The organism is Streptomyces sp. NPDC003027 (assembly GCF_053591435.1).
In genome coordinates, this window is the sequence record NZ_JBSFTU010000034.1 from 1 (window position 1) to 13,712 (window position 13,712).

Sequence of the window (13,712 nt, forward strand, 5' to 3'; positions counted from 1 at the left end):
TAGGTTTTTGGTCGCGCACCCTTCCTTCCCCGCCGTAGCAGAAGGGCTCCCCCTTCCATGCCCGCACCCACCTCTCCCGACGAGCCCGAGGGGCTATGTGGAGGGGGCCTTGCCGCTGCCCAGGATACGAAGAGTCAGATGTGATGTTGGCGGCCTGGCAGGGCGAGTGGCCAAGCAAAGTCACTCGCCACTCACTCGCGACCAGTGACACACAACGACAGAGACCCGGACTCAGTGGGACTGAGTCCGGGTCTCTGTGCTTGGCACTCTCGCTGGTCAGCGGCTTGATCACGCTGTCCGAGCTGGAGTGCCCCCGGCAGGATTCGAACCTGCGCACACGGCTCCGGAGGCCGTTGCTCTATCCCCTGAGCTACGGGGGCGTCCGCCGCGTTCGGCGGCGACGGGTAGAACCCTACCAGCATCTGGGACGTGGCTGTGAACAGGTATTTCCGTCGCGTCACCGGCCCCTCGTTACCCCGCACGGGTCGGAAGTGGGCAAAACCCGGACGCGGCCTCTTCCTGCGACCTACTCTCGTCGTGTGTCAGGCGTGTCCGGCCGGGTGCTTGTTGTCGATGACAACCGCGTGATCCGGCAGTTGATCAGGGTCAACCTCGAGCTTGAGGGCTTCGAGGTCGTGACCGCGGCCGATGGTGCCGAGTGTCTGGATGTCGTGCATCAGGTCTGTCCTGATGTCGTCACCCTCGACGTCGTCATGCCCAGGCTGGACGGGCTGCGAACCGCCGAGCGGTTGCGGTCCGATCCGCGGACCAGCCATGTGCCGGTCGCGATCGTCAGTGCCTGTACCGCGGCCGAGCTGGACAGCGGCGTCGCCGCCGGCGTCGACGCGTTCCTCGCCAAGCCCTTCGAGCCCACCGAGCTCGTCCGGGTCGTGCGGCAGCTCATGCGGCGCGAACGGGGAGAACGCGGCCGGCGCGGGGAGTGCCGCGGCGGCGGACAGGAGGGGCCGTCTGCCCTCGACCGTGGCCGACAAGGGGTCGCCGGACGGGCCGGGGAGTGCGAGCGGCTCTCCTGAGGCGCGGCCCGTGAGTGCTTCCTTGAGCTCCTGAGCCCTCGAGCCCGTGAGCCGCATCCACGGACCCCTCCGTATGGCCCCCGAGTGACCGCATCGCGAAACCGGTTCGCGTGACGACCCCCCTCCTCCCATACGCTTGTCCCGTGACCCCCGCGGACCTCTCCCTCACCGTGCTGCACGCCGTGCGCCGCGCGGTCGGCGATGGTGCGCTGCGGGTCGCCGTTCCCGAGCGCGTGACGGTCGAGCGGCCCCGGCCCGGTGGGCACGGCGACTGGGTCAGCAGCGTCGCGCTCAAGCTCGCCGGCGCCGCCGGGCGCAAGCCCCTCGACGTCGCCGAGATCCTGAAGGAGCGGCTCCAGCGGAGCCCCGGGATCGCCGCCGTCGACGTCACCGGGCCCGGCTTCCTCAACCTCACCCTTGCGACCGGGGCCCAGCAGCGGCTCGTACGGGAGATCCTGCGGCGCGGGCCGCAGTACGGGTGGTGCGCGCCCACCGGACAGGTCGCCCAGCTCAGCCACCGCCCCGACGTGCGCGCCGCCGTCACGGCCGACGCGCTGCGGCGGATCCTCCTCTCCCAGGGCTTCCTCGTCCGCACCGGCTGCGAGGACACCGCCGACCCCGCGTGGGCCGAGCTCGGCGTACGGATCGAGGCCGAGGGCGGTCGCGACGACCTACCCGCCGGCATCGACACCGAGGCGCCCCACCCCGCCCCGCCCGCCGGCCCCGACACCGAGGCCCCCGACACCGAGGCCCCCGACACCGAGGCCCCCGACCCCGACCCCCTACCCGCCGGCATCGCGCCCCGCCCCGCCCCCCACTCCGCCCGCGAGCTGGTGCGGCGCCTCGGGGCCGATGCCGCTCGCTGGGGGCTCCTCTCCGCCGCCGCCCATGACGCACCCCGTCTCGGCGACGACCTCCTCCGCCAGCACGAGGGCAACCCCCTCTTCCGTGTCCGGTACGCCCACTCCCGTACCCGCGCCCTCGTGCGCAACGCCGAGCGGCTGGGGTTCCGGAGTGCGGCCGAGGAGCACGTCGAGGACGGGCGGATCCTCGCCGACGTCCTCGGTGACCACCCCCTCGTCCTCGCCTCCGCCGTCCGGCTGCGCGCCCCCGACCGGGTCGCCCGGCATCTCGAAGCCACCGCCGACGCGCTGCTCGACTTCCAGCACACCGTCCTGCCCGTCGGCGACGAGAAACCCTCGGCCGCCCACCGTTCCCGCCTCGCGCTCGCCGAAGCCGCCGGGACGGTGCTCGCCGGTGGCCTCTCCCTGCTCGGCATCAGCGCCCCCGACCAGATGTGAAAGATGCAGACATGAGCCGTTCCGCCCACCCCGCCGGGCCCCGCCACGCCGACGTCCTCCCCGAGGGGCACTACACCGCTCCGCCCGCCGACCTCAACCGCCTCGACCCCAAGGTGTGGGCCAGGACCGTCGGCCGTGACGACGACGGCGTGGTGACCGTGGGAGGTGTACGCGTCGACGAGCTCCGCGAGCGCTTCGGTACACCCGCCTACTTCCTCGACGAGTCCGACTTCCGCGCCCGCTGCCGCGCCTGGGCCGACGCCTTCGGCCGGGACGCCGACGTGTTCTACGCCGGCAAGGCGTTCCTCTCCCGCGCCGTCGTCCGGTGGCTCACGGAGGAGGGACTGAACCTCGACGTGTGCTCCGGCGGCGAGCTCACCACCGCTCTCGACGCCGGCATGCCGGCCGAGCGCATCGCCTTCCACGGCAACAACAAGTCCCACGAGGAGATCCACCGCGCCGTCGAGGCCGGCGTGGGGCGCATCGTCCTCGACTCCTTCCAGGAGATCGTGCGCGTCGCGCACATCGCCCAGTCCCTCGGCAAGCGGCAGCGCGTCCAGATCCGGGTGACGGTGGGCGTGGAGGCCCACACGCACGAGTTCATCGCCACCGCGCACGAGGACCAGAAGTTCGGCATCGCCCTCGCCGGCGGCCAGGCCGCCGAGGCCGTCCGGCGCGCCCTCAAGCTCGACGGGCTCGAACTCATCGGCATCCACTCCCACATCGGCTCCCAGATCTTCGACATGGCCGGCTTCGAGGTCTCCGCCCGGCGCGTCGTCCAGCTGCTCGCCGAGGTACGGGACGAGCACGGCGTCGAGCTGCCCGAGATCGACCTCGGCGGCGGCCTCGGCATCGCCTACACCGCCGACGACGACCCCCGTGAGCCCCACCACATCGCCAAGGCCCTCAACGAGATCGTCACGCGCGAGTGCGAGGCCGCCGGGCTGCGCACGCCGCGCATCTCCGTCGAGCCGGGGCGCGCCATCGTCGGGCCCACCGCCTTCACCCTCTACGAGGTCGGCACCGTCAAGCCCCTCGAAGGGCTGCGGACGTACGTCAGCGTCGACGGCGGCATGTCGGACAACATCCGTACCGCGCTGTACGACGCCGAGTACAGCGTCGCCCTGGTGTCGCGGACCAGCGACGCCGAGCCCATGCTCTCCCGTGTCGTCGGCAAGCACTGCGAGAGCGGTGACATCGTGGTCAAGGACGCGTTCCTGCCCGCCGACGTCGCCCCCGGCGACCTCATCGCCGTACCCGCCACCGGCGCCTACTGCCGCTCCATGGCGAGCAACTACAACCACGCCCTGCGCCCGCCCGTCGTCGCCGTCCGCGACGGCGAGGCACGGGTGATCGTCCGGCGCGAGACGGAGGAAGATCTCCTGCGTCTCGATGTCGGCTGATGAAATAGTCGTCTCAGGATCCGGACGGAGGACAGAAACCTCCGTCCGGTGAGTGAGACTGGTCCCACCGTAGAGATACGAAGTAGTACGAGAAACGAGGTCGGATGATGCGTACGCGTCCGCTGAAGGTGGCGCTGCTGGGCTGTGGTGTGGTCGGCTCAGAGGTGGCGCGCATCATGACGACGCACGCCGACGACCTCGCCGCGCGCATCGGCGCCCCGGTCGAGCTCGCCGGCGTGGCGGTCCGCCGCCCCGACAAGGTCCGGGAGGGCATCCCCGCCGAGCTGATCACCACCGACGCCACCGCCCTGGTCAAACGGGGCGACATCGACGTCGTCGTCGAGGTCATCGGCGGGGTCGAGCCGGCCCGCACCCTCATCACCACCGCCTTCGAGCACGGCGCCTCCGTCGTCTCGGCCAACAAGGCGCTCCTCGCCCAGGACGGCACGAGCCTCTACGCCTCCGCCGACCAGCACGGGCAGGACCTGTACTACGAGGCCGCCGTCGCGGGCGCCATCCCGCTGATCCGGCCGCTGCGCGAGTCCCTCGCCGGGGACAAGATCAACCGGGTCATGGGCATCGTCAACGGCACCACCAACTTCATCCTCGACCGGATGGACACCAACGGCGCCGGGTACTCCGAAGCCCTCGACGAGGCCACCGCCCTCGGGTACGCGGAAGCCGACCCGACCGCCGACGTCGAGGGGTTCGACGCCGCCGCCAAGGCCGCCATCCTCGCCGGTATCGCCTTCCACACGCGCGTGCGTCTCGACGACGTCTCCCGCGAGGGCATGACCGAGGTCACCGCCGCCGACTTCGCCTCCGCCAAGCGGATGGGCTGCACCATCAAGCTGCTCGCCATCTGCGAGCGCTCCGCCGACGGCGGGTCCGTCACCGCGCGCGTGCACCCCGCGATGATCCCGCTCAGCCACCCGCTCGCCTCCGTCCGCGAGGCCTACAACGCGGTCTTCGTCGAGGCGGAGGCCGCCGGGCGGCTCATGTTCTACGGCCCCGGCGCAGGCGGCTCTCCGACCGCCTCGGCCGTGCTCGGCGACCTGGTCGCCGTGTGCCGCAACAAGCTCAACGAGGCCACCGGCCCCGGCGAGTCCGTGTACACCCAGCTGCCCGTGAGCCCCATGGGCGACGTGGTGACGCGGTACCACATCAGCCTCGACGTGGCCGACAAGCCGGGCGTCCTCGCCCAGGTGGCGACGGTCTTCGCCGAGCACGGCGTGTCGATCGACACGGTCCGTCAGCAGGGCAAGGACGGCGAGGCCTCCCTCGTCGTCGTCACCCACCGCGCGCCCGACGCCGCCCTCTCCGGGACCGTCGAGGCGCTGCGCAAGCTCGACACCGTGCGCGGTGTCGCCAGCATCATGCGTGTTGAAGGGGAGTAAGGACCCATGACCAGCAAGGGCACCCACCAGTGGCGCGGCATCATCGAGGAGTACCGGGACCGCCTTCCGGTCACGGACACGACGCCGGTCGTCACGCTCCGTGAGGGCGGTACGCCGCTCGTCCCCGCTCAGGTCCTCTCCGAGCGCACGGGCTGCGAGGTGCACCTCAAGGTCGAGGGCGCCAACCCCACCGGGTCCTTCAAGGACCGAGGCATGACCATGGCCATCACCAGGGCCAAAGAGGAGGGCGCGCAGGCCGTCATCTGCGCCTCCACCGGAAACACCTCGGCGTCCGCGGCGGCTTACGCCGTCCGCGCCGGCATGGTCTCCGCCGTCCTCGTGCCGCAGGGCAAGATCGCGCTCGGCAAGATGGGCCAGGCCCTGGTGCACGGCGCGAAGATCCTCCAGGTCGACGGCAACTTCGACGACTGCCTCACCCTGGCCCGCGCCCTCTCCGACAACTACCCGGTGGCGCTGGTCAATTCGGTCAACCCGGTCCGTATCGAGGGTCAGAAGACCGCCGCGTTCGAGATCGTGGACATGCTCGGCGACGCGCCCGACATCCATGTGCTGCCCGTCGGCAACGCCGGCAACATCACGGCGTACTGGAAGGGGTACCGCGAGTATGCCGCGGACGGCCTGTCCACGCGCACCCCGCGCATGTGGGGCTTCCAGGCCTCCGGCTCCGCGCCGCTCGTGCGCGGCGAGGTCGTCAAGGACCCGTCGACCATCGCCACCGCGATCCGGATCGGCAACCCGGCCTCCTGGGACTTCGCGATCGCGGCCCGGGACGAGTCGGGCGGCTTCATCGACGAGGTGACGGACCGTGAGATCCTGCGCGCCTACCGTCTCTTGGCCTCCCAGGAGGGCGTCTTCGTCGAGCCCGCCTCCGCCGCCTCCGTCGCCGGTCTGCTGAAGGCCGCCGAGCAGGGCAAGGTCGACCCGGGCCAGCGGATCGTCTGCACCGTCACCGGCAACGGCCTCAAGGACCCCGACTGGGCGGTCGCCGGAGCGCCGCAGCCCGTCACCGTCCCGGTCGACGCCGCGGCCGCCGCCGAGCGCCTCGGCCTCGCCTGATCCTCCGGGTGTCCGCCTCTCCGGAATCCCCGGAGAGGCAAACCCGATCAGGAACGTACATAGGCGCACAGGAAGGCTCGCGACACGCATCGTGCGCCTCCTGTGCGCCCTATGTCGCCGCAGAACCTTCCTTCGATAGGCTGTACCGAACCCGCCCCGTTGCATATGCGCGGTGTCGTTGCCGTTGTCGCCCCCCGAGGCAGAGACGGCCCCCGGGTCCCGCGTACCCCTCTTGCCCCACCCCGCAGTCACACCGCCGCAGCACCACCCCGCAGTGAAACCCCCGCAGTCGCAAGTCAAGGAGAGTCATCGAGCGATGGCCGGTCCCGCGTTCCGCGCCGCCGCCGTACGGGTGCGCGTTCCCGCCACCAGCGCCAACCTCGGCCCGGGCTTCGACGCCTTCGGCCTGTCGCTGGGCCTCTACGACGACGTCGTCGTCCGAGTCGCCGACTCCGGGCTGCACATCGACATCGCGGGCGAGGGCGCCGAGACGCTCCCGCGCGATGAGAGCCACCTGCTCGTCCGTTCCCTGCGCACCGCCTTCGACCTGCTCGGCGGTCAGCCGCGCGGCCTCGAGGTCGTCTGCGCCAACCGCATCCCGCACGGCCGCGGCCTCGGCTCCTCCTCCGCCGCCATCTGCGCCGGCATCGTCGCCGCCCGCGCCGTGACCATAGGCGGGGACGCCCGTCTCGACGAGACCGCGCTGCTGGAGCTGGCCACCGAGATCGAGGGGCACCCCGACAACGTCGCCGCCTGCCTCCTCGGCGGCTTCACGCTCGCCTGGACCGAGTCCGGTGCCGCGCGCGCCATCAGGATGGACCCCGCCGATTCCATCGTTCCGGTGGTTTTCGTCCCCGGGAAGCCCGTACTGACCGAGACCGCCCGCGGTCTGCTGCCGCGCACCGTCCCGCACGTCGACGCCGCCGCCAACGCCGGGCGCGCCGCGCTCCTGGTGGAGGCGCTGACCCGCCGCCCCGAGCTGCTGCTCGCGGCCACCGAGGACCGGCTGCACCAGGAGTACCGGGCCCCGGCGATGCCGGAGAGCATCGCCCTTGTGAACCGGCTGCGGGCGGACGGCGTCCCCGCGGTCATCTCCGGCGCGGGCCCCACGGTGCTCGCGCTGGCCGAACACGGGACGGCCGACAAGGTCGCCCGACTGGCGGGCGAGGCATGGGCCGCGAACCGGCTCGACCTCGATGTGTCCGGAGCGAGTGTTCTGCCGCTCGCGCCCTAGGCGCGAGCGCGACACGTCCGGACACGGGATTGCCGGTGAGGGAGAGGGGGAATGTTTGTTGGAGCCGGTAGTGTTAACCTCAAGTCTGCACCCGACGTCTTTGTGGCGCGGTGCTGAGTGTCCCCATCAGGGACCACCCATTCTTCCGGGAGCCTCCCCAACTGCCTGAGCAGCCTGCCTGAGCAGTTTCGAGCACGCTCCGGAACCGGCACGACACCCCTCGCTCTTCCTCGGTGAGGGCCGAGCAGGGGGCCTCGGGCCGGACCCACAGCACGTTTCTCTCTCCGCCGTACCCGGCGGGACCACCGCCCCGACCCGGTCCAGAAGCAGGACCGTCGTCGGACAGCACAACCGGTCGCCGAGCCAGATGGCCGACGTCCGCTCCAGGGAAGGACCCTTCGTGAGCGACACCACCGATCTGATGGGCGTGACTGCCGACAACAGTGTCGACACCGCCGCGCCCGCCGCAGGTGCTGCCACTGGCACCACCGCACGGCGCCGCCGCTCCGGCACCGGCCTCGAGGGCATGGTCCTGGCCGAGCTGCAGCAGGTCGCGTCCGGCCTCGGCATCAGGGGCACCGCGCGTATGCGCAAGAGCCAGCTGATCGAGGTCATCAAGGAGGCGCAGGCCGGGGGAGGAGCCTCCGCCCCCGCCAAGGCCGCCGACGCCGTCGAGACCAAGCCGAAGCGCCGCGCCACCTCCAAGGCCCGCGCCGGTGACGCCGCCGCCGAGGCCGAGCCGAAGGCCGAGAAGGCCGAGAAGGCCGTCGCCCAGCAGCAGATCGACATCCCCGGCCAGCCGGCCTCCGACGACCAGCCGGTCGGCGAGCGCCGCCGCCGCCGGGCCACCGCCCCGGCCGGCAGCCCGGAGAACGAGGCCAAGGGCGAGACCGCCCAGGCCGTGAAGACCGACACCAGGGTCGAGGCGCGTACGGACACCCGTACGGACGCCTCCTCCGACGGCAAGGCCGAGGGCGCGGTCGACACCGCCGAGGGCCGTGGCCGTCGTGACCGCGGTGAGCGGGGCGACCGCGGTGACCGCCAGCGTGACCGCGGGGACCGTCAGCGCGACCGCCGTGACCGCGGCAAGGGCGACGACCAGCAGGGCGGTGGCCAGGGCGGCCAGCGCCAGCAGCGTCAGAGCGGCCCGCAGGGTCAGCAGGGCGGCCCGCAGGACGACTTCGACGACGAGGGCGGCCGTCGTGGCCGTCGCGGCCGCTACCGCGACCGTCGTGGGCGCCGTGGCCGTGACGAGTTCGCCGCCGGCGAGCCGCAGGTGTCCGAGGACGACGTCCTGATCCCCGTCGCGGGCATCCTGGACATCCTCGACAACTACGCGTTCATCCGGACCTCCGGCTACCTCCCCGGCCCGAACGACGTGTACGTCTCCCTCGCCCAGGTCCGCAAGAACGGCCTGCGCAAGGGTGACCACGTCACCGGCGCCGTGCGTCAGCCGAAGGAGGGCGAGCGCCGCGAGAAGTTCAACGCGCTGGTCCGCCTGGACTCCTCGAACGGCATGGCCGCCGACTCCGGCCGCGGCCGCCCGGAGTTCAACAAGCTGACCCCGCTCTACCCGCAGGACCGGCTCCGTCTGGAGACCGACCCGGGCGTGCTGACCACCCGGATCATCGACCTCGTGTCGCCGATCGGCAAGGGCCAGCGAGGCCTGATCGTGGCCCCGCCGAAGACCGGTAAGACCATGATCATGCAGGCGGTCGCCAACGCGATCACCCACAACAACCCCGAGTGCCACCTGATGGTCGTCCTGGTCGACGAGCGTCCGGAAGAGGTCACCGACATGCAGCGGTCGGTCAAGGGCGAGGTCATCTCCTCGACCTTCGACCGCCCGGCCGAGGACCACACCACCGTCGCCGAGCTGGCCATCGAGCGCGCCAAGCGCCTCGTGGAGCTGGGTCACGACGTGGTCGTCCTGCTCGACTCCATCACCCGTCTGGGCCGCGCGTACAACCTCGCGGCGCCCGCCTCCGGCCGCATCCTGTCCGGTGGTGTCGACTCGACCGCGCTCTACCCGCCGAAGCGCTTCTTCGGTGCCGCGCGCAACATCGAGGACGGCGGCTCGCTGACCATCCTGGCCACCGCGCTGGTCGACACCGGCTCGCGCATGGACGAGGTGATCTTCGAGGAGTTCAAGGGCACCGGCAACATGGAGCTCAAGCTCGACCGGAAGCTCGCCGACAAGCGCATCTTCCCGGCGGTGGACGTCGACGCGTCCGGCACCCGCAAGGAAGAGATCCTGCTCGGCAGCGACGAGCTCGCCGTCACCTGGAAGCTGCGTCGCGTGCTGCACGCGCTCGACCAGCAGCAGGCGATCGAGCTGCTGCTCGACAAGATGAAGCAGACGAAGTCGAACGGCGAGTTCCTGCTCCAGATCCAGAAGACGACCCCGGGCGCCGGAAACGGCAACGACTAGTCGAGATCTCGGTCACACGGCGGTATTGCGGGCCCCGGTCCGTAGTACCGCCGTGACCTGCGTAAAGACCGCTGTGCCCACCGTGCATCACACGGTGGGCACCGTGCGTCCAGGGGGTGGTCGGAGGCTCGCTCCTCGGAACCTCACAGCTGTGCGTGCAACCCTTTCGGGTGTTTCGCCGTCACACAAAGTGAACCGAGGACCCGAGGAAGCAGATGACCGAGCAGACCACAGGTGGCCGAATACGGGGCAGCGGCCGGCGCCGCAAGCCGCCCGCCAAGGGCCGCCGCGCGGCGACCGTCGCCGCCTGGAGCGCGGCCGGACTCGTCCTCGTCGGCGGCTCCGGCCTCGGTTACGTCTACCTCAAGCTGAACGGCAACCTCGAGGGCGTCGACATCAACGCCCAGCTGGGCACCGACCGCCCCAAGAACCTCGACAACGGCTCGATGGACATCCTCGTCCTCGGCTCCGACTCGCGCTCCGGCGACAACGCCGCGTACGGCACGGACGAGGGCGGCGCCCGCTCCGACACCGCGATGGTCGTCCACGTCTACGAAGGCCACCGCAAGGCCAGCGTCGTCTCCATCCCGCGCGACACCCTGATCGACCGCCCGGAGTGCGCTGACGGCCAGGGGGCCGCCGTCGCCGGCGAGAGCCGGGCGATGTTCAACACCGCGTACGAGGTCGGCGGCCCCGCCTGCGCCGTGAAGACCGTCGAGTCGATGTCCGGCATCCGGATGGACCACTACGTCGAGGTCGACTTCACCGGCTTCAAGAAGCTGATAGACAAGCTGGGCGGGGTGGAGATCACCACCACCCGGCCCATCCAGGACACCAAGAGCCACCTCGATCTCACCCCGGGCACCCACACCCTCGACGGCGAGCAGTCCCTCGGCCTGGTCCGCACCCGCAAGAGCGTCGGCGACGGCAGCGACCTCGGCCGCATCCAGCTCCAGCAGGCCTTCGTGAAGGCCTTCATCGACCAGGTCAAGGACGTCGGCGTCCTCACCCACCCGAAGAAGCTCCTGGACATCGCCGACACCGCCACCAAGGCGATCACGCCCGACTCGGAGCTCGACTCGGTCAACGAGCTGATGAGCTTCGCCAAGGGGCTCGGCGGGCTCGGCGCCGAGGACGTGCACATGATCACGATGCCGGTGGAGTACGACCCCGCCGACCCCAACCGCGTCATCCCCCTGGCAGCCCAGTCCCAGCAGGTCTGGAGGGCGCTCAAGGGCGACCGGCCGATCCCGCCGTCGGCGACCCGGGACGCGGCCACCGGCAAGGCCGAGGGCCTCGTCAGGTAGCCCGGAAGGGGCCTTGCCACACCACCCCGGAGCCTCGTCACCCATCCCCGGCGGCCGGCGACGCGGCCCCGGAATAGTTTCACCACGGACCCGGTTTTGGGAGATACGGCCGGTCCTGGCAGACTGGTACGTCGGCCCCGGTTCACGCAGTGCATCCCGCACGGCGACCCGGTGCCCTCCCGAAACTAGGAGACACCTTGAAGCGCGAGATCCACCCCGAGTACGTCGAGACCCAGGTCAGCTGCACCTGCGGCGCGTCGTTCACCACCCGTAGCACCCTCACCGAGGGCACCATCCGTGCCGAGGTCTGCTCCGAGTGCCACCCGTTCTACACGGGCAAGCAGAAGATCCTCGACACCGGCGGCCGCGTCGCCCGCTTCGAGGCCCGCTTCGGCAAGGCTGCGGCCACGAAGTAGCACGTCACTGCGCCGGTCCTTGGTCGCTCCCGCAGGGGGGACCGGACCGGCGCTTTGCCGTCCCCGCAGTCCTTCACGCCCTCACGATCGAGACCAGGAGCACCGATGTTCGAAGCGGTCGAGGAACTGGTCGGCGAACACGCCGACCTCGAGAAGAAGCTCGCCGACCCTTCGGTCCACTCCGACCAGGCGAACGCGCGCAAGCTCAGCAAGCGTTACGCGGAGCTGACCCCGATCATCGGCGCGTACAAGGCGTGGAAGCGGACGGCGGACGACATCGAGACGGCCAAGGAGCTCGCCGCCGACGACCCCGACTTCGCCGCAGAGGTGAAGGAGCTGGAGAAGCAGCGCGAGGAGCTGACCGACAGGCTGCGGCTGCTGCTCGTCCCGCGCGACCCCAGCGACGACAAGGACGTCATCCTCGAGATCAAGGCCGGCGCGGGCGGCGACGAGTCCGCGCTGTTCGCCGGCGACCTCCTGCGGATGTATCTGCGCTACGCCGAGCGCGTCGGCTGGAAGACGGAGATCATCGACGCCACCGAGTCCGAGCTCGGCGGCTACAAGGACGTCCAGGTCGCGGTGAAGACCAAGGGCGGCAACGGCGCGACCGAGCCCGGCCAGGGTGTCTGGGCGCGCCTGAAGTACGAGGGCGGGGTGCACCGCGTCCAGCGCGTGCCCGCCACCGAGTCGCAGGGCCGTATCCACACCTCCGCCGCCGGTGTCCTCGTGACCCCCGAGGCCGAGGAGGTCGACGTCGAGATCCACCAGAACGACCTGCGCATCGACGTGTACCGCTCGTCCGGTCCCGGTGGCCAGTCCGTCAACACCACCGACTCCGCGGTCCGCATCACGCACCTGCCGACCGGCATCGTCGCGTCCTGCCAGAACGAGAAGAGCCAGCTCCAGAACAAGGAGCAGGCCATGCGTATCCTCCGGTCCCGGCTGCTCGCCGCCGCCCAGGAGAAGGCCGAGGCCGAGGCCGCGGACGCCCGCCGCAGCCAGGTCCGCACCGTCGACCGGTCCGAGAAGATCCGGACGTACAACTACCCGGAAAACCGGATCTCGGACCACCGGGTCGGTTTCAAGGCGTACAACTTGGACCAGGTGCTCGACGGCGATCTGGACGCCATGATCCAGGCCTGCGTCGACGCCGACTCCGCTGCCAAGCTCGCCGCGGCGTAACGCCCGTAGGCCCCACCCCGCACCACGGAGGACCAGCGTGAACCTGCTGCTTGCCGAGGTGGCCCAGGCCACCCAGCGGCTGGCCGACGCCGGCGTTCCCTCGCCGCGTTTCGACGCGGAGGAGCTCGCCGCGTTCGTGCACGGCGTCAAGCGGGGGGAGCTGCACAACGTCAAGGACACCGACTTCGACGCCCGTTACTGGGAGGCGGTCGCCCGCCGCGAGGCGCGCGAGCCGCTCCAGCACATCACCGGCCGGGCGTTCTTCCGCTACCTGGAGCTCCAGGTCGGGCCCGGGGTCTTCGTTCCCCGGCCAGAGACCGAGTCGGTCGTCGGCTGGGCGATAGACGCCGTACGCGCGATGGACGTCGTCGAGCCGCTGATCGTCGACCTGTGCACCGGCTCCGGCGCCATCGCGCTCGCCATGGCGCAGGAGGTGCCGCGCTCGCGGGTGCACGCCGTGGAGCTCTCGGACGAGGCTCTGGTGTGGACCCGTAAGAACGCCGAGGGCTCGCGGGTCACCGTCCACCAGGGCGACGCGCTCAGCGCGCTCCCCGAGCTCGACGGCCAGGTCGACCTGGTCATCTCCAACCCGCCGTACATCCCGCTGACCGAGTGGGAGTACGTGGCGCCCGAGGCACGCGACCACGACCCGGAGATGGCGCTCTTCTCCGGCGAGGACGGCCTCGACACGATCCGGGGGATCGAGCGCACCGCGCACCGGCTGCTGCGGCCCGGCGGTCTCGTGGTCATCGAGCACGCGGACACCCAGGGCGGCCAGGTGCCGTGGATCTTCAACGAGGAGGCCGGCTGGGCGGACGCCGCCGACCACCCCGACCTGAACAACCGGCCGCGCTTCGCGACCGCGCGCAAGGCGATGCCATGAGGTCCCTGTACACGACGAGGACGGCCGCCGCTCAGGCGAACCGAGTG

11 protein-coding genes and 1 tRNA gene are annotated in these 13,712 nt (G+C 71.1%); 11 read left to right on the top strand and 1 reads right to left on the bottom strand.

Annotated features, from left to right (window positions below; translation table 11 throughout):
• Positions 1-308: 308 nt before the first annotated feature.
• Positions 309-380, bottom strand: a tRNA-Arg gene (locus ACWDX6_RS22500).
• A 111-nt stretch (positions 381-491) separates the two neighbouring features.
• Here ACWDX6_RS22500 and ACWDX6_RS22505 point away from each other — a divergent pair.
• The 11 genes from ACWDX6_RS22505 to prmC all read left to right on the top strand — a co-directional run bounded on the left by ACWDX6_RS22505 (position 492) and on the right by prmC (position 13,665).
• Positions 492-1,034: a response regulator gene (locus tag ACWDX6_RS22505; protein ID WP_451486674.1), complete on the top strand. Its 543-nt coding sequence runs from the start codon at positions 492-494 to the stop codon at positions 1,032-1,034.
• Between the two features lie 143 nt (positions 1,035-1,177).
• Positions 1,178-2,335 carry an ArgS-related anticodon-binding protein NrtL gene (gene nrtL, locus ACWDX6_RS22510; RefSeq protein WP_451486675.1) on the top strand — a complete coding sequence of 386 codons (1,158 nt, stop codon included), beginning with the start codon at positions 1,178-1,180 and terminating at the stop codon, positions 2,333-2,335.
• Between the two features lie 11 nt (positions 2,336-2,346).
• Entirely contained in the window at positions 2,347-3,738 is a 1,392-nt protein-coding gene (lysA, locus tag ACWDX6_RS22515; RefSeq protein WP_451486676.1) for a diaminopimelate decarboxylase, read from the top strand.
• Positions 3,739-3,842: 104 nt separating this feature from the next.
• Positions 3,843-5,135 (top strand): homoserine dehydrogenase, encoded by a 1,293-nt coding sequence (locus ACWDX6_RS22520; RefSeq protein WP_451486677.1) that lies wholly within the window; start codon positions 3,843-3,845, stop codon positions 5,133-5,135.
• 6 nt (positions 5,136-5,141) lie between these two features.
• Complete coding sequence (gene thrC, locus ACWDX6_RS22525) at positions 5,142-6,212, top strand: threonine synthase (protein WP_451486678.1); 1,071 nt, start codon at positions 5,142-5,144, stop codon at positions 6,210-6,212.
• 316 nt (positions 6,213-6,528) lie between these two features.
• Positions 6,529-7,446, top strand: coding sequence for a homoserine kinase (thrB, locus tag ACWDX6_RS22530; protein ID WP_451486679.1), 918 nt, complete (start codon positions 6,529-6,531; stop codon positions 7,444-7,446).
• A 400-nt stretch (positions 7,447-7,846) separates the two neighbouring features.
• Positions 7,847-9,877 carry a transcription termination factor Rho gene (rho, locus tag ACWDX6_RS22535; RefSeq protein WP_451486680.1) on the top strand — a complete coding sequence of 677 codons (2,031 nt, stop codon included), beginning with the start codon at positions 7,847-7,849 and terminating at the stop codon, positions 9,875-9,877.
• Between the two features lie 215 nt (positions 9,878-10,092).
• The gene (locus ACWDX6_RS22540; RefSeq protein ID WP_451486681.1) at positions 10,093-11,184 is read left to right on the top strand and encodes an LCP family protein; all 1,092 of its coding nucleotides are present in this window, start codon (positions 10,093-10,095) and stop codon (positions 11,182-11,184) included.
• 197 nt (positions 11,185-11,381) lie between these two features.
• Positions 11,382-11,600 carry a 50S ribosomal protein L31 gene (gene rpmE, locus ACWDX6_RS22545; RefSeq protein WP_351666445.1) on the top strand — a complete coding sequence of 73 codons (219 nt, stop codon included), beginning with the start codon at positions 11,382-11,384 and terminating at the stop codon, positions 11,598-11,600.
• A 105-nt stretch (positions 11,601-11,705) separates the two neighbouring features.
• Positions 11,706-12,782 carry a peptide chain release factor 1 gene (prfA, locus tag ACWDX6_RS22550; protein WP_451486682.1) on the top strand — a complete coding sequence of 359 codons (1,077 nt, stop codon included), beginning with the start codon at positions 11,706-11,708 and terminating at the stop codon, positions 12,780-12,782.
• A 37-nt stretch (positions 12,783-12,819) separates the two neighbouring features.
• Positions 12,820-13,665, top strand: a complete 846-nt coding sequence (gene prmC, locus ACWDX6_RS22555) for a peptide chain release factor N(5)-glutamine methyltransferase (RefSeq protein WP_356891462.1) — start codon at positions 12,820-12,822, stop codon at positions 13,663-13,665.
• Positions 13,666-13,712: the final 47 nt, after the last annotated feature.

Bases quoted from the DNA above. Each gene is read 5' to 3' on its own strand.
- prfA (WP_451486682.1), top strand. From the start codon at position 11,706: ATGTTCGAAGCGGTCGAGGAACTGGTCGGCGAACACGCCGACCTCGAG.
- ACWDX6_RS22520 (WP_451486677.1), top strand. From the start codon at position 3,843: ATGATGCGTACGCGTCCGCTGAAGGTGGCGCTGCTGGGCTGTGGTGTG.
- thrC (WP_451486678.1), top strand. From the start codon at position 5,142: ATGACCAGCAAGGGCACCCACCAGTGGCGCGGCATCATCGAGGAGTAC.
- ACWDX6_RS22540 (WP_451486681.1), top strand. From the start codon at position 10,093: ATGACCGAGCAGACCACAGGTGGCCGAATACGGGGCAGCGGCCGGCGC.
- thrB (WP_451486679.1), top strand. From the start codon at position 6,529: ATGGCCGGTCCCGCGTTCCGCGCCGCCGCCGTACGGGTGCGCGTTCCC.
- lysA (WP_451486676.1), top strand. From the start codon at position 2,347: ATGAGCCGTTCCGCCCACCCCGCCGGGCCCCGCCACGCCGACGTCCTC.